The sequence below is a fragment of the Paradevosia shaoguanensis genome (assembly GCF_016801025.1).
GTDB lineage: Bacteria > Pseudomonadota > Alphaproteobacteria > Rhizobiales > Devosiaceae > Paradevosia > Paradevosia shaoguanensis.
In genome coordinates, this window is the sequence record NZ_CP068983.1 from 3,448,560 (window position 1) to 3,473,929 (window position 25,370).

Annotated in this window: 32 protein-coding genes and 1 tRNA gene; 16 read left to right on the forward strand and 17 right to left on the reverse strand. The window is 64.9% G+C overall.

Annotation, left to right across the window (positions count from 1 at the left end; genetic code table 11):
- Window positions 1–9 precede the first annotated feature (9 nt).
- Complete coding sequence (locus tag JNE37_RS16700; RefSeq protein WP_203063918.1) at window positions 10–1,212, forward strand: GNAT family N-acetyltransferase; 1,203 nt, start codon at window positions 10–12, stop codon at window positions 1,210–1,212.
- Here JNE37_RS16700 and radC read toward each other — a convergent pair.
- Together radC and map are read right to left on the reverse strand one after the other, a co-directional pair.
- On the reverse strand, window positions 1,204–1,962 hold the full coding sequence (radC, locus tag JNE37_RS16705) for a RadC family protein (RefSeq protein ID WP_203063920.1): 759 nt from the start codon (window positions 1,960–1,962) through the stop codon (window positions 1,204–1,206). The genes JNE37_RS16700 and radC overlap by 9 nt on opposite strands.
- A complete protein-coding gene (gene map, locus JNE37_RS16710) occupies window positions 1,962–2,795 on the reverse strand; it encodes a type I methionyl aminopeptidase (protein ID WP_035029105.1) in 834 nt (277 codons plus the stop codon). The genes radC and map overlap by 1 nt, the downstream gene beginning before the upstream one ends.
- Window positions 2,796–2,991: 196 nt before the next feature.
- Between map and JNE37_RS16715 the strand changes: the two genes are divergently transcribed.
- Window positions 2,992–3,762: a competence/damage-inducible protein A gene (locus JNE37_RS16715; RefSeq protein ID WP_035088965.1), complete on the forward strand. Its 771-nt coding sequence runs from the start codon at window positions 2,992–2,994 to the stop codon at window positions 3,760–3,762.
- Between the two features lie 35 nt (window positions 3,763–3,797).
- Window positions 3,798–4,295 carry a xanthine phosphoribosyltransferase gene (gene gpt, locus JNE37_RS16720; RefSeq protein WP_035029111.1) on the forward strand — a complete coding sequence of 166 codons (498 nt, stop codon included), beginning with the start codon at window positions 3,798–3,800 and terminating at the stop codon, window positions 4,293–4,295.
- 13 nt (window positions 4,296–4,308) lie between these two features.
- Here the strand turns inward: gpt and JNE37_RS16725 are convergent, their stop codons facing one another.
- The 4 genes from JNE37_RS16725 to JNE37_RS16740 all read right to left on the reverse strand — a co-directional run bounded on the left by JNE37_RS16725 (window position 4,309) and on the right by JNE37_RS16740 (window position 6,167).
- The gene (locus JNE37_RS16725) at window positions 4,309–4,935 is read right to left on the reverse strand and encodes an FMN-binding negative transcriptional regulator (RefSeq protein WP_203063922.1); all 627 of its coding nucleotides are present in this window, start codon (window positions 4,933–4,935) and stop codon (window positions 4,309–4,311) included.
- A gap of 53 nt (window positions 4,936–4,988) precedes the next feature.
- Window positions 4,989–5,414: an NUDIX hydrolase gene (locus JNE37_RS16730; RefSeq protein ID WP_203063924.1), complete on the reverse strand. Its 426-nt coding sequence runs from the start codon at window positions 5,412–5,414 to the stop codon at window positions 4,989–4,991.
- A gap of 21 nt (window positions 5,415–5,435) precedes the next feature.
- Window positions 5,436–5,521, reverse strand: a tRNA-Leu gene (locus tag JNE37_RS16735).
- Between the two features lie 118 nt (window positions 5,522–5,639).
- Complete coding sequence (locus tag JNE37_RS16740) at window positions 5,640–6,167, reverse strand: dihydrofolate reductase family protein (RefSeq protein ID WP_203063926.1); 528 nt, start codon at window positions 6,165–6,167, stop codon at window positions 5,640–5,642.
- A 66-nt stretch (window positions 6,168–6,233) separates the two neighbouring features.
- Here JNE37_RS16740 and JNE37_RS16745 point away from each other — a divergent pair, with 66 nt between their 5' ends.
- The 3 genes from JNE37_RS16745 to JNE37_RS16755 all read left to right on the forward strand — a co-directional run bounded on the left by JNE37_RS16745 (window position 6,234) and on the right by JNE37_RS16755 (window position 8,979).
- Window positions 6,234–6,800 (forward strand): TetR/AcrR family transcriptional regulator, encoded by a 567-nt coding sequence (locus tag JNE37_RS16745; RefSeq protein ID WP_203063928.1) that lies wholly within the window; start codon window positions 6,234–6,236, stop codon window positions 6,798–6,800.
- 1,000 nt (window positions 6,801–7,800) lie between these two features.
- The gene (locus JNE37_RS16750; protein ID WP_203063930.1) at window positions 7,801–8,349 is read left to right on the forward strand and encodes a methylated-DNA--[protein]-cysteine S-methyltransferase; all 549 of its coding nucleotides are present in this window, start codon (window positions 7,801–7,803) and stop codon (window positions 8,347–8,349) included.
- Between the two features lie 63 nt (window positions 8,350–8,412).
- Window positions 8,413–8,979, forward strand: coding sequence for an ASCH domain-containing protein (locus tag JNE37_RS16755; RefSeq protein WP_203063932.1), 567 nt, complete (start codon window positions 8,413–8,415; stop codon window positions 8,977–8,979).
- 316 nt (window positions 8,980–9,295) lie between these two features.
- Here the strand turns inward: JNE37_RS16755 and JNE37_RS16760 are convergent, their stop codons facing one another.
- Together JNE37_RS16760 and JNE37_RS16765 are read right to left on the reverse strand one after the other, a co-directional pair.
- Window positions 9,296–9,856 carry a gluconokinase gene (locus tag JNE37_RS16760; protein ID WP_203063934.1) on the reverse strand — a complete coding sequence of 187 codons (561 nt, stop codon included), beginning with the start codon at window positions 9,854–9,856 and terminating at the stop codon, window positions 9,296–9,298.
- Window positions 9,825–10,595: an SDR family oxidoreductase gene (locus JNE37_RS16765; RefSeq protein ID WP_203063936.1), complete on the reverse strand. Its 771-nt coding sequence runs from the start codon at window positions 10,593–10,595 to the stop codon at window positions 9,825–9,827. The genes JNE37_RS16760 and JNE37_RS16765 overlap by 32 nt, the downstream gene beginning before the upstream one ends.
- A 208-nt stretch (window positions 10,596–10,803) precedes the next feature.
- Between JNE37_RS16765 and gndA the strand changes: the two genes are divergently transcribed.
- Window positions 10,804–12,216, forward strand: a complete 1,413-nt coding sequence (gene gndA, locus JNE37_RS16770) for an NADP-dependent phosphogluconate dehydrogenase (RefSeq protein ID WP_203063938.1) — start codon at window positions 10,804–10,806, stop codon at window positions 12,214–12,216.
- Window positions 12,217–12,517: 301 nt separating this feature from the next.
- Window positions 12,518–13,450, forward strand: a complete 933-nt coding sequence (locus tag JNE37_RS16775) for an IS110 family RNA-guided transposase (protein WP_203063939.1) — start codon at window positions 12,518–12,520, stop codon at window positions 13,448–13,450.
- 108 nt (window positions 13,451–13,558) lie between these two features.
- Here the strand turns inward: JNE37_RS16775 and JNE37_RS16780 are convergent, their stop codons facing one another.
- The 3 genes from JNE37_RS16780 to JNE37_RS16790 all read right to left on the reverse strand — a co-directional run bounded on the left by JNE37_RS16780 (window position 13,559) and on the right by JNE37_RS16790 (window position 16,444).
- The gene (locus JNE37_RS16780; protein WP_035029134.1) at window positions 13,559–14,881 is read right to left on the reverse strand and encodes a TCR/Tet family MFS transporter; all 1,323 of its coding nucleotides are present in this window, start codon (window positions 14,879–14,881) and stop codon (window positions 13,559–13,561) included.
- 106 nt (window positions 14,882–14,987) lie between these two features.
- Window positions 14,988–16,193 (reverse strand): FAD-dependent monooxygenase, encoded by a 1,206-nt coding sequence (locus JNE37_RS16785; protein WP_203063942.1) that lies wholly within the window; start codon window positions 16,191–16,193, stop codon window positions 14,988–14,990.
- Window positions 16,194–16,204: 11 nt separating this feature from the next.
- A complete protein-coding gene (locus JNE37_RS16790) occupies window positions 16,205–16,444 on the reverse strand; it encodes a zinc-finger domain-containing protein (RefSeq protein WP_035029140.1) in 240 nt (79 codons plus the stop codon).
- Window positions 16,445–16,619: 175 nt separating this feature from the next.
- On the opposite strand from JNE37_RS16790, the gene JNE37_RS16795 reads away from it, so the two are divergent.
- The 3 genes from JNE37_RS16795 (at window position 16,620) to JNE37_RS16805 (ending at window position 18,610) form a co-directional block, all read left to right on the forward strand.
- Window positions 16,620–17,378: an alpha/beta fold hydrolase gene (locus JNE37_RS16795; protein WP_203063944.1), complete on the forward strand. Its 759-nt coding sequence runs from the start codon at window positions 16,620–16,622 to the stop codon at window positions 17,376–17,378.
- Between the two features lie 86 nt (window positions 17,379–17,464).
- Window positions 17,465–18,292 (forward strand): serine O-acetyltransferase, encoded by an 828-nt coding sequence (cysE, locus tag JNE37_RS16800; protein ID WP_035029146.1) that lies wholly within the window; start codon window positions 17,465–17,467, stop codon window positions 18,290–18,292.
- Between the two features lie 99 nt (window positions 18,293–18,391).
- Window positions 18,392–18,610, forward strand: coding sequence for a DUF3126 family protein (locus tag JNE37_RS16805; RefSeq protein WP_035029150.1), 219 nt, complete (start codon window positions 18,392–18,394; stop codon window positions 18,608–18,610).
- Window positions 18,611–18,686: 76 nt separating this feature from the next.
- On the opposite strand, the gene JNE37_RS16810 is transcribed toward JNE37_RS16805, so the two are convergent.
- Complete coding sequence (locus JNE37_RS16810; protein WP_203063945.1) at window positions 18,687–19,310, reverse strand: hypothetical protein; 624 nt, start codon at window positions 19,308–19,310, stop codon at window positions 18,687–18,689.
- 170 nt (window positions 19,311–19,480) lie between these two features.
- Between JNE37_RS16810 and JNE37_RS16815 the strand changes: the two genes are divergently transcribed.
- The gene (locus JNE37_RS16815; RefSeq protein WP_035088941.1) at window positions 19,481–19,798 is read left to right on the forward strand and encodes a DUF6949 family protein; all 318 of its coding nucleotides are present in this window, start codon (window positions 19,481–19,483) and stop codon (window positions 19,796–19,798) included.
- Between the two features lie 99 nt (window positions 19,799–19,897).
- Here the strand turns inward: JNE37_RS16815 and JNE37_RS16820 are convergent, their stop codons facing one another.
- From JNE37_RS16820 to JNE37_RS16830, 3 genes are all read right to left on the reverse strand, one after another.
- The gene (locus tag JNE37_RS16820; protein ID WP_203063947.1) at window positions 19,898–20,536 is read right to left on the reverse strand and encodes a transglutaminase-like cysteine peptidase; all 639 of its coding nucleotides are present in this window, start codon (window positions 20,534–20,536) and stop codon (window positions 19,898–19,900) included.
- 119 nt (window positions 20,537–20,655) lie between these two features.
- Complete coding sequence (locus JNE37_RS16825; RefSeq protein ID WP_052014980.1) at window positions 20,656–21,228, reverse strand: PilZ domain-containing protein; 573 nt, start codon at window positions 21,226–21,228, stop codon at window positions 20,656–20,658.
- A gap of 141 nt (window positions 21,229–21,369) precedes the next feature.
- On the reverse strand, window positions 21,370–22,023 hold the full coding sequence (locus tag JNE37_RS16830) for a PAS domain-containing protein (RefSeq protein WP_035029163.1): 654 nt from the start codon (window positions 22,021–22,023) through the stop codon (window positions 21,370–21,372).
- Between the two features lie 185 nt (window positions 22,024–22,208).
- Between JNE37_RS16830 and JNE37_RS16835 the strand changes: the two genes are divergently transcribed.
- Together JNE37_RS16835 and JNE37_RS16840 are read left to right on the forward strand one after the other, a co-directional pair.
- Window positions 22,209–22,949, forward strand: coding sequence for a rhomboid family intramembrane serine protease (locus JNE37_RS16835; RefSeq protein ID WP_182400031.1), 741 nt, complete (start codon window positions 22,209–22,211; stop codon window positions 22,947–22,949).
- The gene (locus JNE37_RS16840) at window positions 22,942–23,154 is read left to right on the forward strand and encodes a SlyX family protein (RefSeq protein ID WP_035088936.1); all 213 of its coding nucleotides are present in this window, start codon (window positions 22,942–22,944) and stop codon (window positions 23,152–23,154) included. The genes JNE37_RS16835 and JNE37_RS16840 overlap by 8 nt, the downstream gene beginning before the upstream one ends.
- Before the next feature lie 172 nt (window positions 23,155–23,326).
- On the opposite strand, the gene hisI is transcribed toward JNE37_RS16840, so the two are convergent.
- Both hisI and folE read right to left on the reverse strand, forming a co-directional pair.
- Entirely contained in the window at window positions 23,327–23,779 is a 453-nt protein-coding gene (hisI, locus tag JNE37_RS16845; RefSeq protein WP_203063949.1) for a phosphoribosyl-AMP cyclohydrolase, read from the reverse strand.
- 43 nt (window positions 23,780–23,822) lie between these two features.
- Window positions 23,823–24,446 (reverse strand): GTP cyclohydrolase I FolE, encoded by a 624-nt coding sequence (folE, locus tag JNE37_RS16850; protein ID WP_203063950.1) that lies wholly within the window; start codon window positions 24,444–24,446, stop codon window positions 23,823–23,825.
- A gap of 124 nt (window positions 24,447–24,570) precedes the next feature.
- Between folE and JNE37_RS16855 the strand changes: the two genes are divergently transcribed.
- Entirely contained in the window at window positions 24,571–25,011 is a 441-nt protein-coding gene (locus JNE37_RS16855; RefSeq protein ID WP_203063952.1) for an iron-sulfur cluster assembly scaffold protein, read from the forward strand.
- Window positions 25,012–25,035: 24 nt separating this feature from the next.
- Window positions 25,036–25,335, forward strand: coding sequence for a membrane protein insertion efficiency factor YidD (gene yidD, locus JNE37_RS16860; protein ID WP_035038592.1), 300 nt, complete (start codon window positions 25,036–25,038; stop codon window positions 25,333–25,335).
- The last annotated feature ends 35 nt before the right edge of the window (window positions 25,336–25,370 follow it).

The window sequence follows — 25,370 nt, forward strand, 5'->3', positions numbered from 1 at the left end:
GTGGGGGCTATGGCACAGAGCGAAATTGCAGTTGAGACGATCGCGCTCGACCTCGACAGGTCGTCCGCGCATTCGGCCGTTTCGACGCCGACATTCGATGTCGCCGTCTTCCATGACCTAGCCGCGATAGAGGCCACCTGGCGCGCTCTTTCGCGGACAGTAGAGTCGCCAGGCCAGACCTTCGATTTCGTCCGCCTCTGGTGCGAGACTTTCGCCACCCCCCAGGCCGACCGCTTCTTCATTACCGCCACCCTCGATGGCCAGCCTTTGGCCCTGCTGCCGCTCAAGCGCCGCATCATCGGCGGGGTACGCGTCCTGAGCTGGTTCGCCGGCTCCCATGTAGGCGGCAATGCTCCGCTCATGGATGTCGAGCGCATCGCCGCGCTGGGCGCCGCCGGCCGCAAGGCCCTCTGGCGCGCCATGGCCGCCGCCGCACGTGGCGCCGACATCATCTCCCTCAAATACGTGCCCGCAGGCCTGCCGCTCGAAGAGCTGGGCGATCGGCTCGAAGCCGATATCCTCTACCGCTCGCACTTTTCGAGCTGGGAGGAGGCCAACGCCACCCAGCGCAGCAAGTCGCGCCGCAAGCACGATCGCCAGCAGGGCGAGCGGCTTGAAGCCCTCGGCGCCGTCGCCTTCGAGGAAATCCCCAACGGCCCCGAAGCCCTCGAAGTGCTGGATGTGATGTTCCGCCAGCGCGCCGCGCGCTTCGTCAAGATGGGCGTGCGCGATCCCTTCGCCTGCAAGACCACGCGCGCCTTCTACGACGCCACGGTCGCCGCGGATTCCGGCGTGCCCGTCAAGCTCGACGTCCTGCGCCTCAATGGCGAGATCGTCGCCGTGCGCTACAACATCGCCCATGGCGACCGGCTCTTCTGCCTCATCTCCTCGATGAGTGAGGACGAGGCCATCCAGGTCGGCTCGCCCGGCAAGCAATGTCTGCTGCGTGTGATGCAGACGGTTTTCGATGCCGGCTACACCACTTTCGACATGGGCGTCGGCTTCACCGACGAGAAGCGCCATTGGTGCAACGAGCAGATTCCGGTCGCGCACCATTACCTGCCGCTGACCGCAAGAGGCTGGCTGGCGGCGCGCGCGCATCGCGGCTGGCATTCGCTGCGTCATGCCATCAAGACCAACGAGCGCCTGCGCAAGCTCGCGCTCTCGCTCCGCAGCCGCGTGGCTGCCAGGCCGGCGCCGGCTTCAGATTAACTTGAGGCCGCGCAGCGAGGCGTGGCCGGATTTCCCGATGATGATGTGGTCGTGCACGGTAATGCCGAGCGGCTTGGCCACGTCGACTATGGCGCGCGTCATCTGCACGTCGGCCGCCGAAGGCGAGGGGTCGCCCGATGGGTGGTTGTGGACGAGGATGATCGCCGTCGAAGACAGCTCCAGCGTCCGCTTGATCACTTCGCGCGTATAGACCGGCGTATGGTCCACCGTGCCGCGCTGCTGCACCTCGTCGGCGATCAGCCGGTTCTTCTTGTCGAGGAAGAGGATGCGGAACTGCTCGATATTCTCGAAGGCCATCTGGCCGTGGCAATATTCGATCAGCTCCGACCATGAGCCAAGTATCGGCCGGTCATTGCGCAGCTTGTCCCTGCCGAACCGCTGTCCGACCGCCTGCAGCACCTTGAGGTTGGCAATGGTCGTCTCGCCCAGCCCGCTGATCTCCGCCAGCCGCTCCGGCGGGGCAGCAAAGACCGCTGAAAACGAACCGAACCGCGCCAGCAATTGCTTGGCCAGCGGCTTGGTATCGCGTCGCGGCAGCAGGATGTGGAGGGCGAGCTCCAGCAGCTCGTAATCCTCCATGACTTCGCCGCCGACCTTGAGGAAGCGGTCGCGTGCGCGCTGGCGGTGACCGAGATGGCCCGTTGCCGGTGGGGCGAGGCCGACCGGAAATTCGTTCAGGCCGTCGCCGGCCTGGTCGGGGAGTCCGGGCAGGGGCTCCCGTCTCGCCATCAGCGCTTCCGCGCCGCCAGCGGGTCGAAGAGCCCGCGCTTGGACAGCGTGAAGACCTCGTAGCCGGTCTCGGTGATGCCGATCGAGTGCTCGCACTGCGCCGAAAGCGTGCGGTCGCGGGTGACCGCCGTCCAGCCGTCCGACAGCACTTTTACGTGCGGGCGGCCGAGATTGATCATCGGCTCGATGGTGAAGATCATGCCGGGCTTCAACTCGACGCCGGTCCCCGGCACGCCGAAATGCAGGATATTGGGCTCGTCGTGGAAGAGCTGGCCCACGCCATGCCCCACGAAATCGCGGACGACGCTGGTGCGCTCACCCTCGGCCACCGCCTGGATGGCGGCGCCGATATCGCCGGTGGTGTTGCCGGGCTTGGCCTGGGCAAGGCCGGCTTCGAAGGATTCGTAGGTCACCTCGATCAGCCGCTCGGCCTTCCGCGAAATCTCGCCCACCGGGTACATACGGCTGGAATCGCCGTACCAGCCGTCCACGATCAGCGTCAGGTCGATATTGACGATATCGCCCTCGCGCAGCGGCCGGTCATCGGGGATGCCGTGGCACACCACGTGGTTGATCGAGGTGCAGATCGAATGCCGGTAGCCCTTGTAGAAGAGCGTGGCCGGAATCGCATCGTGGTCGCGGGCGAATTCATAGGCCAGCTTGTCGAGCGCCGCCGTCGTGACGCCCGGCTTGACGGCATCCACCAGCAGGTCGAGCGCATCGGCCGTCAGTCCGCCGGCCTTGCGCATGCCCGCGAACCCGGCTTCGCCATGAAGCGGGATCACGCCTGCGGTGCGGCGGGTTTTCTGGGCGGCGTCGACATAGGTGACCATTGGGCTCTCCGGTTTCCCAAGAGATAGTCGCCATGGTGCCAGATGGGAAGAGCATCGGGGTATCGGGATTTATGACGGGGTGTCGCGGGGGCGTCACGCCACGATTGCGATTTTTGTTCGCGCGTGCCCCGGATTGCTTGACGTTTGCGGGAGGGGAAGGCATTTCATGCGTTCTTGCCCCAAGAGTTCCTCGGCCATGTCAGCGTCCGACCAAAGCATCGTCACCGCCGGTCTTCTCGTCATTGGCGACGAGATCCTGTCCGGGCGGACCAAGGATGTGAATATCGGCGCCGTCGCCGATTTCTGTACGGACCTGGGCATCGACCTCAAGGAAGTGCGCGTGGTGGCCGACGAGACCGACGACATCGTCGCCGCGCTCAATGCTCTGCGCCAGCGCTACACCTACGTCTTCACCACCGGCGGCATCGGCCCCACCCATGACGACATCACCGCCGACGCCGTCGCCAAGGCGTTCGGCGTGCCGCTGCCGATCAACCAGCGCGCCCGCGAAATGCTGGAGACGCGCTGGAAGCAGACCGGCACCGAGGTCAACGAGGCCCGGTTGCGCATGGCGCGCATTCCCGAGGGCGCCGATCTCATCGTCAATTCGGTGAGCGCCGCGCCCGGTTTCCGCATCGGCAACGTGCATGTGATGGCCGGCGTCCCGGTCATCATGCGCGCAATGCTCGAGGCGCTGGCGCCCACGCTCAAGGGCGGCAAGAAAGTGCTTTCCGTAACGGTGCCCGCGGGCGTCGGCGAGGGAACCGTCGGCGGGCCGCTTGCGGCCCTGCAGGCCGAGTTTCCGGACGTGAAGATGGGCAGCTATCCGCAGATGGGCGCGAACTATGTTCGCACCGAGCTCGTGTTGCGCTCTTCGGATGAAGCCCGGTTGAATGCGGCGGCAGCCAAGGTCCGCGACATGGTCAATGCCGCCCATCAGGCGGCCGGCCTTCCCCCACTCGAGTGATCTGAGGCGCGCCCGGCGCCTTCAAGGAGAAACCTTTGAACAATCCAGGCCAGAAATCCTTTCCCGTCAGCTGGGATCAGTTCCATCGCGATAGCCGCGCGCTTGCCTGGCGGCTGACCAGCGTCGGGCCGTTCGATGCGATCGTGGCGATCACCCGCGGCGGCCTCGTGCCGGCGGCGATCGTGGCGCGAGAGCTCAATATCCGCACCATCGAAAGCGTGGCGGTGAAGTCCTACGACCACCAGGCCCAGAGCGCCATCAAGGTGCTCAAGCCCATTTCCCAGCAGGTGCTCGACCTCGCACAGGGCGGCGGCAAGATCCTCATCGTCGATGATCTCGTCGATACCGGCGCCACGGCCCGCGCCGTGCGCGAAATGCTGCCGGGCGCCCATTTCGCCACCGTCTACGCCAAGCCAAAGGGGCGCGAGATGGTCGATACCTTCATCACGGAAGTCAGCCAGGACACCTGGATCTTCTTCCCGTGGGACATGGACGTGACCTACGCTGCCCCGATCTCGGGCGGCACCGACTAGGCTCAGCTGCCCGTCAGGACCTCGGTATCATGCCGGCGATCGCCCGATCGCCGGCATTTTCGCTTTGGGCCAGGCCCTCGGCCACTCCGGCGCGATCCTCGGCGCTGCGGTTCTGGCTGAGCTTGCGCTTGCCCTCCAGCCGGGTGACCGGAATCCGCACGCCGACAATGCCCTTGAGCTGGCTGCGGATGAAAGGCGGCGGCGCGTCGCTCACTGCCCAGGGCGCGGTCCGTTCTTCCTCGTGCAGGCGCGTCAGCCGCGTCACCGCCTCCAGCAGACGCTCCTCGTCCTCGAAGAACTCCACCGGCCCATGGGCGTGCACCGCCGTATAGTTCCACGTCGGCACCACCTTGCCGTGCTCGCGCTTGGCTGCGTACCAGGATGGCGTCACATAGGCGTCCGGCCCGGCAAAGATCACCAGGGCCTCGCCCGTCGCCGGCGTATTCCACTGCCCATTGGCCCGCGCCAGGTGCCCGTAAAGCGTGCCGTGCTCGCCTTCGGTCTCATCGAGAATGAAGGGCAGGGGCGTGGCCATCAGCCCCGCATTTGTCGCCGTCACCAGCGTCGAGAGCCGTGCCGCGCGCATGATGGCATGCAGTTCCTGCGGGTCGTCTTCGCGAAAGGCGGGCGGGGTATACATCGGCGTCTCCATCCGAATGGCCAGAGGGAACGTGATCGGCGCCGGCGGTCCTGTCAATCGCCGCCGCCACGCGCCAGCCAGGCCGGCAGCACATGGTTGCGGCTGAGCTCGGCCAGCACGATATCGCCGGGCGCCGCCGGATCGATCCACCGCGCCTCCTCGATTTCCGCCGCCGGCGAAACCGCGCCGTCGAACGGCATCGCAAACATCTGCGCGGTGACGACCGCTCCGACCTCGTTGGCTGCCGGCGCCGCGAACTCCCCCAGGAAACTCGCCGCCTCTGCATCCACCGCGATCCGCAATTCCTCCGCCAGCTCCCGCACCAGCGCGTCCGCCGGCTTCTCGCCCGGCTCGATCTTGCCGCCCGGCTGCATGAAGATCCCCGAACCGCGCTTGCGTACGACCAGCACCCGGCCATCGGCCCGCGACAGCACGGCAGCGGCAATGGAGATGAGCAGGGGCGTATCGGTTGCCGTCATGGTGCGAAGGTCCCGGCAGGGTGGTACGGGCGGCGGGACTCGAACCCGCATGGGGATACCCCCTCCGGATTTTAAGTCCGGTATGTCTACCATTCCATCACGCCCGCAGATGGCTTTTTCGTGTGTCATATGCCCGCTCAAAACACAATTGAGCCGCCGGGGTTTTACCCGAGCACGTTATTGCCGCGGAAGTGAGAGGGCCGCCCGGAAGGGGCGGCCTGGTGGTCAGTTGAACCTGTATTGCAGCCGCACGACGCTGGGCGGCATGTGGTTGACGGCCATCAGCGTCGGGCTGGCCTTGAAGCCGGTCGCCGGGAAGAGCGGGATACCGCCACCGATGATTTCGGGGATGACATAAATCTCGATCTCGTCGAGCGCCCCGCGCTCCATGAACGCCATCTGCAACCTGCCGCCGCCGATCATCCACACGTCTCCGTCCTCGAGCCCGCGCAGATAGGTGATGAGCGTATCCACGCCGTCCGACCACACTTCGAGCTCGCCCTTGGGATCGGGCAGGGGGCGGGAGGTGACGACGATGGAGCGCTTGCCCGTATAGGGCCAGTCCATGTCCTGGTTGGCGATCCAGTCATAGGTGTCGCGGCCCATGACCACCGTGCGGATGCCGGCAATGAAGTTCTCGTAGGTCAGTTCGCCCGCGTCGAACTGCTGGTGCACCAGCCAGTCGAGATTGCCTTCGGGCGTCGCAATGAAGCCATCCAGGCTGGTTGCGATGTATCCAACTATCCGTGCCATATCGATTCTCCTTGCTGGGGAGCGAGTGTATATATAAATGAACGTTCGTTTACAATAGAGGGCGCATTGGCCAGACCCCGCACCGTTTCCGACGAAGCCATCCTCGATGCCGCCCTGGGCGTCGCCCACCGCAGGGGGCCGGCCAACGTCACCTTCGCCTCGGTTTCCGAAGTCGCCGGGCTTTCTCCTGCAACCCTGGTACAGCGATTTGGCAGCAAGGAGGCGCTGCTGCGCGCCGCGCTCGAACGCGCCTGGGACTTTCTCGATGCCGCCACCGCCCGCGAGGATGAGCGCCAACCGCTGACGCCCGAGGGAGCCGTCCAGATCGTCACCGAACTCTGGCCGGCCACCGAGGCGGACGACGCCTATGCTGAAGGCCTGCTGCTCCTCTACGAAGACATGCGCGACCCAATCCTGCGCCAACGCGGCGTCACCTGGCGCACCGCGCTCACCCGCGCCCTGGGGCGTAGGCTGAGCAACGATCCCGCCCGGCAGGCGCTCATGGGCCAGCTCATGGCCAGCCAATGGCAAGGCGCCCAAATCTGGTGGGCCTTCGGCCGCGAAGGCCGCGGCCGCGATGTGGTCGCCGGGGAATTGCGCGCGTGGCTCGAGGCGGTGGGGATGGAGCGCTAGGGGGCCGTACTCAATAAGAGCTAGCGGCTCGGTTTGATTGGTGATTCAAGGTTTCCGGCATGGGAGCCTTGATGATAAGCAAACGCGTTCAGTGGCTTACAGATGATGAGTGGGCGCGGATCGAGCCGATTCTGCCGCGGGGCCGCAAGGGTGCGCACCGCCATCATTCGCCGCACCATCAGCCCCACCCCCTTCACACTTCACCATCCCCATCTCCGCACTTCCCCGGCCGTAGAGCCGGGGCCCACGGATATCTCCACTCGCGCGGATGGGTGCAATAGGCCCCGGGTCTTCGCCCGGGGAAGTTCCGTGGCGGTGGCGGGGTTGGAAGAGGAAGAGGAAGAGGAAGAGGAAGAGGAAGAGGAAGAGGAAGAGGAAGAGGAAGAGGAAGAGGAAGAGGAAGAGGAAGAGGAAGAGGGCACCGTCGATTCTACTCCCGACAGCCCCAGCCTGGTAACTGCTCCGCCCCATGGACGAAGTCCCCGCATTCCCCCTTCAACCCTTCAACGAATCCCGCCCCACCCCTTACTTCCCCGGCCGAAGAGCCGGGGCCCACGGATATCTCCACTTGCGCGGATGGGTGCAATAGGCCCCGGATCAAGTCCGGGGAAGTGCGGTGGGGGTGGCTGGGTAGGAAGAAGAAACTACCGTCCACACCAACCGCACCGGCACGGCACGGGCGAAGGCCCTCAACCTCAACCCTCAACCCTCAACCCTCAACCCTCAACCCTCAACCCTCAACCCTCCATTCCTCCTCCCACCAATCCCACCCCACCCCCATACTTCCCCGGCCGAAGAGCCGGGGCCCACGGATACCTCCACCCGAGTGGCGCGATGCAATAGCCCCATGCCCCCACCCAGCGCAGTTCCCCAGCCGCTCCCTCAATTCGTAACCACCACCCCACTGATCCAACGCCACAAACGCCCCCCACGCATTCCCCCCTTGTTTTCCCCGGCCGACGGGATCATTTTCCGTTGAGTACGGAAAGGGAACAAAGCCGTGCCCGCTTATTGTCTCATCGCCACCGCCATTGGTCCGGTCGGGCTCGTCTGGAGCGAGACCGGAATTACGCGCGTGCAATTGCCTGATGCCGACGGTGCGCGGACGCTGGCGCGGCTCACGCGCGGGCTGGATGATGCCGAGGAGGCCCATCCGCCCGAATGGCTCGAACCCACGGTCAAGCGCCTGCAGCAATACTTTGCCGGCACCAGGATCGACCTCAGCGCCGAGCCCCTGGATTTCTCCGGCGTTCCCGAGTTCCACGAGCGGCTCTATCGCGAAATGCTCAAGCTCGCCTGGGGCGAGACCGTCACCTATGGCGAGCTGGCCGAGCGCGTCGGCTCGCCCGGCGCGGCGCAATCGGTCGGGCAGGCGATGGGCAAGAATCCCATGCCGATCATTGTGCCCTGTCATCGCGTCCTCGCCAGCGGCAACAAGATGGGCGGCTTCTCCGCGCCCGGCGGCGTCAAGACCAAGCTGCTCCTCCTCGACATGGAGGGTATTCGCCTGGGTGCCCGCAATCCGGCCCAGATGGCCTTTTCCTTCTGACCCGCTCGGGTTCCCGTTTGTCGCCTTGCGCGCTATGAGCGAAGGACAAACAGGGGAATCGCCATGCTGCTCAAAGCCGACCTGCTCGCCCGCATCAAGGCCGGAGAGGTGGACACCGTCTTCCGCCGCTGGAAACGCTCGACCGTCAAGGCCGGCGGCACGCTGATGACCTCGGCGGGCCTCCTCGCGATCGACTCGATCGAGCCCATCACGCTCGCCGACGTCACGCTCCCCGACGTGAAGCGCGCCGGCTTCGCCTCGCTCGACGAATTTCACCGCTGGCTCGATACCATGAAGGACGGCGATCTCTGCATCATCCGCCTCCACTATGCCGGCGAAGATCCCCGCATCGCCCTGCGCAACCAGCGCGACCTCAGCCCCGCTGAACTGGCCGAAGCCAATGCCGCCCTCGACAAGCTCGACGGCAAGTCCCCCTGGACCCGTCAGGCCCTGCGCCTCATCGCCGCCCATCCGGGGCACCTTGCCGAAGATCTGGCCGGCGAGATGGCGATGGAAAAGGCGCCCTTCAAGAGCAAGGTGACCAAGCTCAAGGAACTCGGCCTGACGGAAAGCCTCGAAGTCGGCTACCGCCTGTCTCCGCGCGGCGAGACGGTGCTGGGCGCGAAGTAGGGGGCGGGGTTATCCACCTCACCCCGCATCGGGCTATAATCCCAGCGGCCGGGCGTCTCTCCGGCGATATCACCACCCCGGAGGACCCCGCTTATGCCCCTCAGAAATTGCTCCCAAATCCGCGCAAAACCCTGCAAAAACCGCGCAAGATTGCCAAAGATGACCCGAAATTGAGTCAAAATTTAACGATTTGAGCAGGTCGGTTTTCTGCTAAACTAAGTAATATCAAGAACTTACACGGGTATCTGGCTCCAAAGAATCCGCAAAACGCATCTTAAAATGCGCCGTGAAACAAAAATGTTTCACGCTCCGGGCCTCACTGCTTCCGCTTGAAGCTCCGCAGGTGCGAAGCCGCTTTCACCACATGCGTGGCGATCGCTTCCACGGGCTCGGTCACCTCCACCTGCAGCACGTTCTCGTCCGGCGCCGGGGGCTCCAGGGTCGCGAACTGGCTGTCGAGCAGGGTGGCCGGCATATATTCATGCTGTCGCCGCGCCATGCGCTCGCCGATCACTTCGCGGCTGCCGTGAAGATAAACGAATAGAATCGGTTCGCCGGCTTTCTTGACGAGGTAGTCGCGGTAGGCCCGCCGCAGCGCCGAGCACGCACCCACCGCCACGCCCTTGCGGTCTGCCGCCTGCGTCAGCGCGCCGGCCAGCGCTTCTAGCCATGGCCAGCGGTCTTCATCGGTCAGGGGGATGCCCGCGCGCATCTTCTCGACATTGGCCGGCGGGTGGTAGCGGTCGCCATCGAGGAAGGGGGCATGCAGCCGCCGCGCGATAGCGGCGCCCACCGTCGACTTGCCGCTCGAGGAAACGCCCATCGCCACGATGATGCGGGCCGGTTCAAACCGTGGCGGTGAAGGCGCCGTCGACATAGAGGATGTGTCCGTTCACGAAGCTGGCGGCGTCCGAGGCGAGGAAGACGGCGGCGCCGCCCAGTTCGGCGACCTCGCCCCAGCGGCCCATCGGGGTGCGCTTTTCGACCCAGGTGTTGAATTCCGGGTTGGCCATCAGCGCCTGGTTGAGTTCGGTCTTGAAGTAGCCGGGCGCGATGCCGTTGATGTTGAGCCCGTGCCGCGCCCAGTCCGTCGCCATGCCGCGCGTCAGGTTGGCGATCGCCGCCTTGCTGGCGGCATAGGGCGCGATGGAGGGGCGGGAGAGGGTGCTCATCAGCGAGCAGATGTTGATGATCTTGCCCTTGCCGCGCGGGATCATGTGCCGCGCCACCGCCTTGCCGACGATGAAAGCCGAGGTGACGTTGGTCGTCATCATCGCCTCGAACTTGCCGAGGGGGTAATCCTCCAGCGTCGAGCGGAACTGCATGCCGGCATTGTTGACGAGGATGTCGATCGGCCCGACCTCGCTCTCGCAATAGTCGATGGCCTCGCCGACGCTGTCCTCACTGGTGACGTCGAAGGCAAGGGCCCGCACGCGCACGCCGCCATTGGCCAGCGTCTCGGCCGCCTTGCCCAGCGCTTCCGCGTCGCGCCCGTTGAGTACGATGTCGGCGCCCGCGCCGGCCAGCGCGCCGGCTATGGCGAGGCCTATGCCGCGGCTCGATCCGGTGACCAGGGCCCGGCGGCCGGCGAGGCTGAATTGGGATAGCGAATCCACGGGCCTTCTCCCCTTTTCCGGCAAGCCTATTTCAACGAACCCGGCTTGGTAAGTGCCGCTGGCTCAAGGCTTTGTGGAGCCCCCGTGCATTTGAAGGAAAAAGCGCGTGTTCCGGCTTTCCCTCGAAGCCGGTTTGTGATCGATTGGCGCCGCCCTGCGGCGGCGTGCCGCACGGCTTTGCCCAATGTTGCGCATAGGAGAATTGAGTATGGCTTCGGCGGATATCGGTCTCGTCGGTCTGGCGGTCATGGGGTCCAATCTGGCCCTCAACATTGCCGAGAAGGGCTACACCATAGCCGTTCACAACCGGACCGCCGCCAAGATCGACGAGTTCGTCGCCGACGCAGGCGATCTGCGCCCGCGCATCATCGGCAAGGCTGATCTCAAGGAATTCGTCGAGTCGATCAAGCGCCCGCGTTCGATCATCATCATGGTCAAGGCCGGCAAGCCGGTCGATGACGTCATCGAGGAACTGCTGCCCCTGCTCGACAAGGGCGACGCCATCCTCGAATGCGGCAACTCGCTCTATACCGATACGCAGCGCCGTTTCGACTACCTCACCCCCAAGGGCATCGGCTATCTCGGCGTCGGCGTTTCCGGCGGCGAGGAGGGCGCGCGCCATGGTCCCTCGATCATGGTCGGCGGCTCCAAGGAGCAGTGGCACAATGCCGAGCCGGTGTTGAAAGCCATCGCCGCCAAGTTCAACGGCGAGCCGTGCTGCGCCTATCTGGGCGAGGGCGGTGCCGGCCACTTCGTCAAGACTATCCATAACGGCATCGAATATGCCGACATGCAGATGATCGCCGAGGTCTATGGCGTCATGCGCGACGGTCTCGGCATGACCCCCAAGCAGGCTTCCGACATCTTCAAGGAGTGGAACAAGGGGCCGCTCAATTCCTATCTCATCGAGATCACCGGCTACGTGCTCGAAGCCATCGATGGTCCCACCGGCAAGCCGCTGGTCGAACTGATCGTCGACAAGGCCGGCCAGAAGGGCACCGGCCGCTGGTCCGCCATTGTGGCCCAGGAAATGGCCGTGCCTGCCACCACCATCGAAGGTGCCGTGGCGGCCCGCTCGCTCTCAGCGTTCAAGGACCAGCGCGTGGCGGCAGAGGCGATCTACGGCAAGCGCAATGCCGCCAAGGCCGATGTCACGCTGGCCGAGCTCGAGCAGGCGCTGCTGGCCGGCAAGATCGCCGCCTATGCGCAGGGCTTCGCCGTTCTGGCCAAGGCCTCCGAGGAGAACGGCTGGAACCTGCCGCTCGGCACCATCGCCAAGATCTGGCGCGCCGGCTGCATCATCCGCTCGCGCTTCCTCGACCAGATGGCGGCCGCCTATGACAAGGGCGAAAGCGTCAACCTGCTGGTTGCGCCGGACTTCGTGACCATCATGAAGCAGGCCCATCCCTCGCTCCGCAAGGTCGTCGCCGCCGGCGCTCTCGGCGAATTCCCGCTGATCTGTCTCTCGTCGGCGCTGTCCTATTTCGACAGCTACCGCCAGGGGCAGGGCACGGCCAACCTCATCCAGGGCCAGCGCGACTTCTTCGGCGCCCATGGCTTCGAGATCGTCGGCCGCGGCCCCGACCAACACGGCAAGTGGCCGTCCACGCTGGGTAACTAGGAGAGGGCGCTGGAGGTAGGCCTGGCCTGCCGTAGGCGCTACTCCCTCACTCACCCACCAGCAGTCCCACACCCCCACTTCCCCGGGCGAAGACCCGGGGCCTATTGCACCGCTCCACTCGAGTGGAGGGACCCGTGGGCCCCTGTGTAATTGTGCTGTGTCATATTGGGTGCGGGCGGGAGACCGTTGGGCCCCAGGTTTAAAGACCGAGAGCCGGCACGGGTCCCCGCCCGCTTTGACAAACACCTGAACAGTTGCGCGAGGCCGCTCGAGACGGACCTCGGATCACAGGGACAGGCCCATGACCCTATCACCGACCTGGATTGGAATCGACGTTTCGAAAGCCTGGCTGGATATCGCCTCTTCCGGCGGGGAGGGCGTGCAGCGGATTGCTAACACGATGGACGCCATCGCCGCATTCGCCGCCACGCTGGAGCGGGAGGGCACTCTCGTGGTGCTGGAGGCGAGCGGGGTTTACGACAAGAGCTTGCGCGCCGGACTGGCGCTGGCCGGGATCGGCCATGTCCGGGTCAATCCGCAGCGGGCCCGTGACTTTGCGCGGGCCAGCGGCCGGCTCGCCAAGACCGATGCGCTCGATGCGGCCATGCTTGCCGAAATGGGCCGGGCCCTGCGCCTCGTGGCCGACCCGCTGCCCGAGGCCGGACGCGAGCGGCTCGGCCTGCTCAGCCGCCGCCGCGACCAGTTGGTGGCCATGCGCACCCAGGAAAAGCAGCGCCGGATCGAGATAACCGATTCCTTCATCGGCGCCGACCTGGACCGGCACATGGCCGGCCTCAACCAGGCCATCGCCGCCATCGAGGTCGAAATCCAGAACCAGATCGGCAGCGATGCCGCCCTGGCACAGGACCAGGCCCTGATCCGCTCGGTGCCCGGCATCGGCCCGGTCACCGCCTCTGTCCTGGCCGCCCTGATGCCCGAACTGGGCCGACGCTCGGGCAAGCAGATCGCCACCCTGGCCGGGTTGGCCCCGCTCAACAACGATAGCGGCCTACGGCGCGGACAGCGCTCCATCCGCGGGGGCCGCCGCCGCGTCCGCCAGGCCCTCTACATGGCCGCCGTTGCATCCTTGCGAACACAATCGCCTCTCAACGCCTTCTACCACCGTCTGCGCCAGGCCGGAAAACCACCCAAGCCCGCCCTCGTCGCCCTCGCCAGAAAGCTCCTCGTCACCATCAACGCCATCATGAAAACCCGAACAAGCTTCGCAACCTGAATTACAGTTGCCGGCTCTTCGGCCGGGGAAGTGCAGTGGATGGGGGGAATACGGCGGCCGGGACGCAAGCGCGGCCATAAAGAAAAAGCGGGCCAATCGGCCCGCCTCCTACTTCTCACCATTCTCCGCATGAGGCGGCGTCGCCTGCTGACCGGGCGGGGCCATATCGGGGCGCTTGGGGTGCCGGGCGACAGGCTGGCGGTGCATGAGGTCGTAGCGCCAGGCGGTGTAGACGAAGACCAGAGCCGCCAGCACGATCATGGCGCCTGCCGCGATGAAGGGCGCGCCCGGGAAGTAGCCCGGTTCGCCCTTGGGCGGGTTGGTGAAGTAGGCGAAGATCTGCGTCGCCGCCAGCGGTCCGAGGATCGAGGCCAGCGAGTTGGTGGCGTTCACCGCGCCCTGCAATTCACCCTGGCCATCGTCGGGCACCTGCCGCGAGAGCAGGCCGTTGATGGCGGGCGCCGCGATGCCGCTCAGCGAGCCGAACATCAGGAAGCCGTAGAGGCCGAAGCTGGTGTGGATGAAGGCCGTGCCGACAAAGGCGATGGTCGCGACCGTCAAGCCGATCAGCACCGTGCTCCATTCCCCGATGCGCTTGACCAGCGGGCCGATGAGGAAGGCCTGACTGAGCGCGAAGCCGATGCCGAAGGCGCCCAGCGCGCGGCCGATCTGGCTGGTCGAGAAGTTCACCACCTCGATGGTGAAGAAGTTCCAGACCGAGGGGAACGCCTGGCTGGCCAGCGAGAGCAGGAAGAGCGCGAAGAGCAGCCAGAGCACCACCGGATAGCGGCGCAGCGCGATCAGCGCGCCGAAGGGGTTGGCGCGGCGGAAATCGAACTTGCGGCGACGTTCCTTGGGGAGGCTCTCGGGCAGCACGAAGAAGCCGAAGAGGAAGTTGGCGAAGGCCAGGGCTGCGGCGGCGTAGAAGGGCACGCGCGGACCATAGGCGCCGAGCTCGCCGCCCACCACCGGGCCGATGATGAAGCCGAGCCCGAACGCCGCCCCGATCAGCCCGAAGCGCTGCGAACGCTTTTCCGGCGGGGTGATGTCGGCGATGTAGGCGGTAGCGGTCGCCACGGCGGCGCCGGCGATGCCCGAGAGGATGCGGCCGACGAAGAGGAAGGTGACGATCGGCGCGAAGGCCATGAAGAGGTAGTCGGCGGTGAGGCCCAGCAGCGAAAGCAGCAGCACCGGGCGGCGGCCGAAGCGATCCGAGAGGTTGCCAAGCACCGGCGAGAACAGGAACTGCATCAGCGCGTAGACGAAGACGAGATAGCCGCCGATGACGGCGGCCTGGGCAACGCCTTCGCCCGTAACCTGTTCGATCAGCTCGGGCAGGACCGGCACGATGATCCCGAGCCCGATCATATCAAGCAGAATGGTGATAAGGATACAGGCCAGGGTCAGTCGGGAGCGGGTCTCGGCTTTCATACTGTCGTCTTGGACTCTCTTGGGTGTCGCGCAGTTGACACACGCCATGTGGCCAAAGCAAGCGCGATCGAGCAATGATTTAGGACGGCCTACGGTTGCAACGTAGTCAATTCGTACGGGTAGGCGCCCCGATTTCGGCCTCCGGCGCAGGATCATAGCCGTAAAGCCAGTCGAGCCGGCGGAAGTGGCCGCGCGGCCCCTGCATGCGGATCACCGCGTCGCGGGCCAGGCTGGCCGGGAAGCGCATGTGGAACGCCCGGCCGTTGGCCGCCGACAGGTTCGCCACCTGGTCGACGCGATAGCGGCGCAGGCCTTCATAGCGTTCGAAGGCGATTTCGGCCGAGGGTTCGGTCATGAGGAGCGGCGCGAGGATGGCGGCATCCTCGATGGCCATGGCTGCACCCTGCGCCTGGAACGGCATCATGGCGTGGGCGGCATCGCCCAGCAGTCCGATCGGTCCCTTGTGCCAGTGATCCGTATGGACGCTTCCCACCGGCCAGTAACCCCAGCGGCCGGCGCCAGCCGTGACGATGGCGGCGATCCGCTCGTCGTCCAGCGCGCCGCCGGGCAGGGCCGGGGCCACGCGCTCGGTCTCCAGGCGATCCTTGGCGAACACCACCACGTTGACCTTGTTGCGGTGGGGCAGCGGGTAGCAGACGGCGTGGAAATTGGGGCCGAGCAGCACGCTCGTGCGGTTGAGGTTGAGCAGGCCCTTGAGCTCGGACATTTCGAGCAGCACGCGCCAGGCGAGCCGGCCGGTCCATTCAGGCGTCGACCCGCCGAGCAGCACCGTACGCGTCATCGAATTGATGCCGTCGGCGCCGACAAAGGCGAAGGCGCGACCCTGGCGCGGTTCGGCCCCGGCCTGCGCATGGGCGACGATGACGCCGCGCGCCTGCGTTTCCACCTCGAAGCTGAGGGTTTCGAAAGCGATGTCGATATTGGCGAAGCGGCGGGTGGCCTTGTGGAGCACGTCGGCGAGGTCGGCGCGGTGCATCACGGCGTATTGCGCGCCGTATCGGCTGCGGGCGGCCTCGCCCAGTTCCATCGTGACCATGGGGCGGGCGGCTCGGAAACCGTAGACGTCGATGCCTTCCGGCTCGAAGCTGACGGCCGAGATCGCCTTGTCGAGGCCGAGCCGGTTGAGCACCCGCCTGGCATTGGGGCTGATCTGCAGGCCCGCGCCGATCTCCTGCACGGTCTTCTGCCGTTCGAGTATGGCGACGCGAGCGCCGAACTTGGCGAGGGCGAGGGAGAGTGTCAGCCCGGCGATGCCGGCGCCGGCGATATAGACGGATCGGCCGCCCGGCATTTCAGGCGTGCTCAGGCCGCCTCATACACCGCAGAGAGCGGGGAGGAGGCGCCGGCCGGCAGCTTGTTGCTGAAGACATAGAGCGTCGAGCAATAGGGGCAGACGATTTCGGTGTCCTTGCCCATGTCGAGATAGACATGGGGATGGTCGAACGGCGGCAGGGCGCCCACGCACATGAATTCCTTGGACCCCACCTCGATCTGGCGCAGGCCATCGGTGTTGTGGAAGTGCGGAACGGTCGCGTGTGCCATTTCGGGAGCCTTGAAGTGAGCCGTTGAATTTCGGCCGGACCATATCGAAGCAGGCGGGCAAAGGGAAGGGCGGAGGTCGCATGCGCGGCGCCCGCCAGGGCGATAATCGATTGCCCTCAGGGTCCGCAATCGGTACTCCTCTGGCGGCCCTGGCCAAGCAGGAAATCATCGACCCATGCCTACCTTTCTTTCGGACGGAATCTCCATTGCCTATGAAATCTATGGCGAGGGCGAGCCGGTTTTGCTGATCCACGGCTTCGGCTCGAGCGGGATCATCAACTGGGTCAATACCGGTTGGGTCGAAGCGCTCAACAAGGCCGGCTACCAGGCGATCACGATCGACGATCGCGGGCACGGCCTGTCCGAAAAGCTCTACGACCCCAACGACTACTATCCGGCCCTCATGGCCGCCGACGCCGAGCGCCTGCTGGAGCATCTGGGGATCGAGCGCGCCTTCGTCATCGGCTATTCGATGGGCGCGCGGATCACGGCGTTCCTGGCGGTCGAATGGCCGGAGCGGGTCAAGGCGGCGGTGATGGGCGGCATGGGCATGGGTCTCGTCACGGGGCTCTCCGACTCGCGCGAAATCATCGACGGGCTCAATGCCGACTCGCTGGCCGACGTGAAGCATCCAACCGGGCGCCAGTTCCGCATCTTCGCCGATCATTCCAAGGCCGATCGCCAGGCGCTCGCCGCCTGCATGGTTTCCTCCCGCCAGCCCATGGATATCGATGATGTCCGGCGCATCGCGGTGCCCGTCCTCGTCGCCGTCGGGGAGACCGACGACATGGCCGGGTCAGCCCAGGAACTGGCCGACCTCCTGCCCAAGGGGGAAGCCTTCGTCATCCCGCGCCGCAACCACATGCTGGCGACGGGCGACGCCAGGTTCAAGGAAGCGGCCATCGCCTTCCTCGAAAGAAACGCCCAAGCCTGAGCGCATTTGTGAACCAAATCCGCTGCTAGGGCTTTGTTTCCGGGTACGCGATACTCTATATGGTAGGCCCAACTTCGGAGACCCCCATGAGCGGCAACACCAAGCTTGCTTCCCAGGTTGCGGCCGTCGACCCGGTATGGGACGCCATCGTTGCCGGCGCCCGCGAGATCGTGGTCAAGGAGCCCTCGCTCTCGACGCTTGTGCTTGCCAGCATTCTCAATCACGACACTTTCGAGGACGCGCTGGCGCATCGCATTGCCGAGCGCCTGCACCACGATGAAGTGCCGGCAGATCTCATCCGCCACGCCTTCCGCGATGCGCTGAGCGAGTCGCCCCAGATCGGGGTCGAGGCGCGGGCCGACCTCGCGGCAACCTATGAGCGCGATCCGGCCTGCCACCGGGCGCTGGAGCCGCTGCTCTATTTCAAGGGCTACCAGGCCATCCAGACTCACCGTTTCGCCCATGCTCTCTTCAAGGCAGGACGGCGTGACTTCGCGCTCTATCTCCAGAGCCGGTCGAGCCAGGTTTTCCAGGTCGACATCAATCCGGCCGTGCCGATGGGCAAGGGCATCATGCTCGATCACGGCACGGGTCTCGTCATCGGCGAGACGGCGGTGGTGGGCGACAACGTCTCCCTGCTGCAGGGCGTTACGCTTGGCGGCACCGGCAAGTCCGAGCAGGACCGGCATCCCAAGATCGGCGATGGCGTGCTGATCGGGGCGGGGGCCAAGATTCTGGGAAACATCAAGATCGGCGATTGCTCGCGCATCGGCGCCGGCTCGGTCGTACTCAAGGAAGTGCCGCCGCGAGTGACGGTAGCCGGCGTGCCGGCCAAGATCATCGGCGAGGCTGGGTGTGCGCATCCGGCATCGGTCATGGACCAGATGGTTCTCGTCTATGACCAGAACGTCTGAATTCGGCCCAAACTAGCGGGGAAAAGCCAAGGCCGGGGTATTGCCCGGCCAGCCCCAGCCACTAGAAAGAGCCTCCCCAACGATTTTCAGGAGCCTGAAGTGAACCATCCCGAAATCATCAAGCTCCAGAAGTATCTGCAGCAGAAGTTCAACAACCGCCACATCGACGTGCGCCCGCGTCCCAAGAAGGACGACTCGGTCGAGGTCTATGTGGGCGAGGAATTCCTCGGCCTGATCTACGTCGATGACGAAGACGGCGACCGTTCGTTCAACTTCCAGATGGCCATTCTCGAAGAAGACCTCGACGATATCGCCTGACGCCTGAAGCTGGCTTGGCCAGCGCGTCTCCCTCCCCCTTAGCGGGGAGGGGGCAGGTTGGGGCGGTCCCCAGCCTTTAATGCACGCCGATGGCCTTGAGCGGTTCGGCCAGCGCTGTATCGAAGTTCCGCCAATTGCTTAGGGCGTCGGCGTCGAACGTGTAGACCGCTCCAATCCCCGATTCCAGCAATACCGTCCGCAGGCACTGCGCGTTGCCGGTGCCTTCCACTGGCGCCATGCACTTGGCGACGAACGGATTGGCCGCGAGCGGATCGTACCAGACCGTCTCCCCCTCAAAGCCATCAGTCGGGTAGAGCGGCTTGCCGACGAGGCCCGAGGGGCCGCTCACTTCATTGGGCATGAACTGGTGCAGGTAGACCCCGTCCAGCAGGCTGGCGCTGGTACGTACGCGGCTGCGGGGCAGGAGGGTGACGTCAACCTTGGTGGCACGCGCATCCGGCCCGAGCGGCACCGTCAATTGCACGTCCACCTGGCTGGCAAAGCCCTGCTCGTCGCTGTCGCCGAAGCGTAGCCAGGTGGCAGGGATGGTCAACGTGTGTCCGGCGAGGTTGCGGACGTAGCTTTTGCCTTCACGGGGCGGAGTTGCGTCGCGATGGCGGCCAAGGGCGTCGATGCCATAGGCGAGGCCGACCGCGCCGGTCGCCGCCATCACGGCGAGTGCCAGCAGATTGAAGGCCAAGCCGGTGGCCTGGCTGGATCTTTTGGCGTTGGCCTGCGTTGGCATTTTCGCGCGTTAACCAGACTTCCATGAGGCAGGATGACAAGCCGAGTGAGCGCGCTTATGATTAATGAACGGTTAACAGCAAGGCGCAATCCGCGCCTAAGCTTGTGAGAGGGTGGGGACGGCTGATGAGTGAACTGATGCTTGCAGCATTCATTGTCGCCGTCGGCCTCGTTCTGGCCGCCGCTTCCACGCATCTCTACCAGGGACTTTTCCGCGAGCAGGCCATGCTGCGCTACGACGGGAAGACCTATTTCCATACGCTTGGCCATCTGCTGATGAGCTTCGTATGCGGCCCCTACATCATGCTCCAGATGGGCTGGCAGCAGCAGAAGGATGCGACGCTCGCCTTCGTGCCCGTGCTCATCGGCTCGCTCGTCGCCTTCGGCTGGGCCTTCGTCACGGGCCTGGCCTTCATGAGCATCTACGTGGCTTTTCTCTTCTAATTCGCCCTGCATTCCCCCGGGCACAAAGAAGCCACCTCCGGGCCCGGAGGTGGCTTCTTTCTTCAGGTCCCAAACTTATCAGGGAGAGGGACCCGGAACTCAGCGCCCGGCGGACGCGGTGACGATCGTGGTACGATCGTCGGAGATATCGACCCACTGCGCGAAGCTGAGCTGGCTCTGGCGCTTGAGGTAACGGTAGGGCGTCTCGTTCCAGAGGCGGATGTCGCCGGCCTGGTTGTCGAGCACGAGGTCGCCGCGGTCGGTGCGGACCATCAGCACGGCATGGCCTTCGCCATTGGCCTGGCGCACCACGGCGATCATGAGGGTGGACGGGGCCCAGCCCAGGTCGATCAGTTGGCGGCGCTTTTCGAGGGCGAAGTCCTCGCAGTCGCCGTAGCCGCTGGTCGGGTAGGTCCAGAATTCTTCGACGCCATAAAGTTCCTTGTCGGAAACCGGGGTCACCGCAGCGTTGACGGTGGCATTGACCTGCACGAGCTGCGACCAGCGCATATCGGTAAGGTTCTCGGCGGCAATCGGGTTCTTGTAGGGCGCGCATTCGGCGCCACGACGGTGGCAGAAATCGGCGGCGCCGACCGGGATGCTGGTCGGGTTGATCGAAACCTGCACGAAGGCGGCGTTGGTGAAGTCGACGCTCTGGGCCTTGGCGGGGGCGGCGAAGGCAATGGCTGCCAGCAGCGCTGCTCCCAGGATCTTTGCGATGTTGCTCGCGGTGGACATTGTGTGATCTCCCTGATGGAGACCACGTTACGGGGGCCCACTTGCCCCGATTGAAAAAGTGCAACGCAGTTTTGAATCGAGTTTTATGCAGTCGATTCAGGAGGCGTTAAGCATGCACCTCAGTTGATCCGCAGGTTCTGCTGCACGACCGTGAGCATCTCCTGGGAGGAGGCGAACTCGACAGCCACGCCATTCTGGAAATGGCGCACCACGCGGGCGCGCATGCGGCCGAGCGTGACGGGCGTGCCCATTGCCGGGCGGACGGCAAGCTCGATGGCGGCGCCCGAGAGCGAGATATCGATGATCTTGCAATTGTAGCGGCGGCCATCGTCGAGGACGACGGTCGAGTGCCGGTTGTCCGGAACCACACGCTCGTGCCGGCGATCTTCCGGCAGGTTGAGGATGTCCTTGTTGGCGAGCCAGGTAAGTTGCGCGGCAAGCTTGTCGCGCTTGCGCGGCGTGCCGCCCACTTCCATGACGAAGCCGCCATCGGCGCTTTCGAGGATCAGGCCTTCGATGCGGCCGACGTGATCGAGATAGGCAACCACGCGCTCGCCCACCTGACCGGGGACCGGGGCGATGACCACGGCGTCGCCGGGCGACATTTCCAGGATCTGGCAGGGGAATTCGCGTTTGTCGGCCAGCATGTAGCGACCGAGTATCGAGACCTTCACACGCTGAAAGCGCGGCATGTCCGCCTGGCTCCGGCCAGGAGACGCTGCATAGCGCGCGGGGAGGTCATCGTTCAGCATGAGAGAAAGGCCGAGTGGACGTTTCCCCTAGGCTAAACAAGTTTGGTTAACCGATGGTAAGGCGCTTGGCGCGCCATTAACTCAATGGCGGCCGCCGTCGATAACCGCAAGGTGAGCATAGCGGCGGGCGCTGTTCCCGAAGATCGTCGAGGTGATCGGCATGGGCGTATGGCCGGGAGCGGCGAAGCCGACACCGGGCACTGCGGCTGCCACGTCGCGGACGACATCGGAGGTCGCCAGGTCGTCCGGCCAGATCAGCCGCAGGCCGGTGATGCGCTGTTCGACGATCGGCTGCACGCCCAGCCAATAGGGGTCTTCAAGGGCCGTCATGGCGCCGAGAAGGCGGGTCTGGGTCGAGCCGTTGTGACGCAACGGGAGCAGGATCGTTTCGAACGAAACCTTGGTGTTGATGGGCGTGTTGGCCTGGAAGGTGACCAGGGCGACGGCATGATCCTCGGTGACGGCGCGGATCAGCGTCTCGAGCGCATCGCGGTCGCGCTCGTGCCAGAGACCGGTAAAGGAGCGTCCCTTGAGCTCGCGGCAATAGGCGGTGCACAGGTGCGAGCCGGCCAGGCGGAACACAAAGCTGTTCTCTTCGCTCAGCTCGAGAATGAAAGTGTTTGCCAGCGCGGAGCGAATCCGGGTTGGGTCGATGTCCTTGCGGTCGGGAGCACTGCGGGAGCCACGCAGCGCGTTCCAGTAGTCATAGAGCGTTTTGGTGCTGGTCTTTTGCATAGTGTTCGCCCTTGGCCTCAGTTCCCTTGTTTCCCAGGTACAGGGAATCTCGGCTGCCCGCTGACAGTGCCAAAAGCGCCCGGCGAAATCGTCATTAAACATCTATTAGGGTTAACGCCGGCGCATCCGTGTGGATAAGTCGATAACCTGCGGTAAACCAAACGCATTTACGAGGAGACGGATGCATGAGTGACACCGGTTCTGGCCAGGAGCCCCGGCAAACGGGGCGTGAGCCGGTCTTCATGTTGCCGGCGGTGGTGACGGCGCTGGGTGGAATCATGCTGGCGATCCATCTCGCCACCACCCTCGTGCTCGATAACGTGGGACTCTATCAGTTAACCCTGTGGTTCGGCTTCGTGCCGGCGCGCCTGCTCATTCCTGACCAGATTCCGGGCGGTTTTCTACCCCTGATCTGGACGCCGTTTTCGCATGCTTTCCTGCACGCGAACTGGGAGCATGTGATCTTCAACACGCTCTGGCTCGTGATCTTCGCCACGCCCGTCGCCCGGCGCTACGGCGCGATTCCGACCCTCGTCATCTTCCTCCTGACCTCGGCGGCAGGGGCGGTGGCTTTTGCCGCCACGACGCTGCCTTCCGTGCAGGTGCTGATCGGCGCTTCGGGCGGGGTTGCGGGACTCACGGGCGCGGCCATGCGTTTCATCTTCCAGCCGGTGCTGGTGGGAACCGATCCCGATACCGGCCAGCGCGTGCTGCTGGGGCGGCATCTGGCGAGCCTCCGGGAGGTTTTCACCAATCCGCGCTCGCGCAATTTCAGCCTGATCTGGATCGTGCTCAACGCCGCCGTGCCGCTGGTGCCGGCGCTGATCGGGCAGGACATCCAGATCGCCTGGCAGGCGCACTTGGGCGGCTTTGTCGTAGGCCTGCTGCTGCCGCCGCTGTTCGAAAGGAACTGGCAACATGAGTGAGATCGAAGCGCGGCTCGAAAAGCTCGAAACCACGATCGCCTACCAGGACGAGACGATCGAGGAACTGAACAAGGCCGTTACCGACCTCTGGCAGCAATTGGAGGCGCTGCGGCGCGACATGTCCAAGCTGACAGAGCAATTGCGCGAGGTCGAGGGACATCCGGCACTCGCCGCGCAGGATGAGCCGCCGCCTCCGCATTATTAGGTTAGAGGTGGGGGCGACCGTCCTCAGACCATCCCCACCCCCGTACTTCCCCGGCCGCAGAGCCGGGGCCCACGGATGGCGCCACTCGGGTGGAGGGGTGCAATAGGCCCCGGGTCTCCGCCCGGGGAAGTAAGGGGGTGGGAGAGGGGCGGCGGGCAAGCTCGCGGAGCTCCTACACGCCGTAAACGGCCTTCGGATCAAATAACCGCGGCTCGCCCGAATCCACGAGCTTCACAGCGCCATCGTCCACCTTGACGATCCGGTAGAAGCAACTCTTGCGGCCAGTGTGACACGCAGCCCCGCGGCCGGTCTGTTCGACTGTCAGCAGCAGCACGTCCTGGTCGCAGTCGGTGCGCATTTCGATGAGCTTCTGGATCTCACCCGAGCTCTCGCCCTTCTTCCAGATCTTTGCGCGCGAGCGCGACCAGTAGTGGACTTCGCCGGTTTCGAGCGTCAGCGCGAGGGATTGGGCATTCATATGCGCGACCATCAGCACACGGCCGGAGCCTGCCTCGGTGGTGACGGCGGTCACGAGGCCCTGGGCGTCGAAGCGGGGCGCGAAGGCGGTGCCTTCTTCCAGTTCGTCGTGGCTGAGAATGGTGGGGTCTGCGAAGGTGATGCTCATAGCGCGGGTTTTAGCCCGCGCCATGGGGAAATGCCAAGGCCGCTCAGCGCTTGCCGACAAAGGCGAAGAAACGCTCGCGCTCCTCGCGTTCCTCGGCGAAGATGCCGGTGAAGCGGTGGGTGATGGTGGTGACGCCATGCGAATGCACGCCGCGCATGGTCATGCACATATGCTCGGCCTCAAGCATCACGGCCGCGCCGCGCGGGTTGAGGTTTTCGTTGAGCGCATCGATGATCTGCTGCGTCATGGTCTCCTGCGTCTGCAGACGGCGCGCGAAGACGTCGACGAGGCGTGCGAGCTTGGAAAGGCCGACCACGCCCTCATGCGGCAGATAGGCGATATGCGCCTTGCCGAAGAAGGGCACCATGTGGTGCTCGCAATGGGAGTGGAACGGAATATCCTTGAGCAGCACGATGTCGTCGTAGCCGCCGACCTCGCGGAAGATTTTGCTCAGCGCGTCGCTCGCGCTCTGCTCGTAACCGGCGAAAAGCTCGGAATAGGCCCGCGCAACGCGGCCCGGGGTTTCGATGAGCCCTTCGCGAGTCGGATCGTCGCCGGCCCACGCAATCAGCGTGCGAACGGCGTTTTCGACTTCCTCCTGGGAAGGTTTGTGCCGGGTCACCTTATCGAGAGCCGTGACGGTGCCGGACTTAGCCGTGGCGTCCATGCGCGAGCTTCCTTTTTAGAGATGGATCACAAAAGCGCGTTTGGGTGCAGGCCCCTGACAGTCCGCGAGCGGTTACTTATATAGGGTGGTCGAGCGGCTTCACAAGAAACAGAATGTGCCTTCAATGGAACTGAGCGATCTCTATTCCGAAAAAATCCTGCAGATCGCCGGCAACCCGCCCAAAGCGCCGCGGCTGGCCGATCCGGATGCTTCGGCACGCAAGGTGAGCCGCGTCTGCGGTTCCTCGATCGAGGTGGACGTGACGGTTTCCGATGGAATCATCACGGGTTACGGCCACGACCTTTCGGCATGCGCCCTGGGGCAGACGTCGGCGGCCATCGTGGCTCGCGAGATCGTCGGCACGCCCGTGGACGAATTCCGAACGGTGCGCGACCTGATGTTCCGCATGCTCAAGGAGGAGGGCGCTCCGCCATCGGGCAAATGGGACGATCTGCGGTTCCTGGAGCCGGTGCGTGAATACAAGCCGCGTCACACCTCGACCATGCTCGTGTTTGATGCGGTGGTTGAGGCGCTCGACAAGATCGAAGCAAAAAGAGTCGCTTAGGGCCGCAAGCTGATGGATCGATTCATGCGGCAATTCTGGGCGGTCGTGGACCTGCCGTTCAAGTTTGCGGCAGTGTTCCTCATCACCATCTATCGCTACACGCTCTCGGCTTTCGTCGGGCGCACCTGCCGGCACGCGCCGTCGTGTTCGGAATTCACCAGCGAGGCGATCTGGAAATATGGGTTCTGGCCGGGTGGCTGGATGGGATTGGCGCGGTTCAGCCGCTGCCGGCCCGGTGGCACGCATGGATTCGACCCGGTGCCAGAGGTGCTGCCGGAAGCGGGGCGGTGGTATCTGCCGTGGCGGTATGGGCGGTGGCGGTAGTTTTCGGTTCGTGAAACGCCGTTCGGCCACAGAAC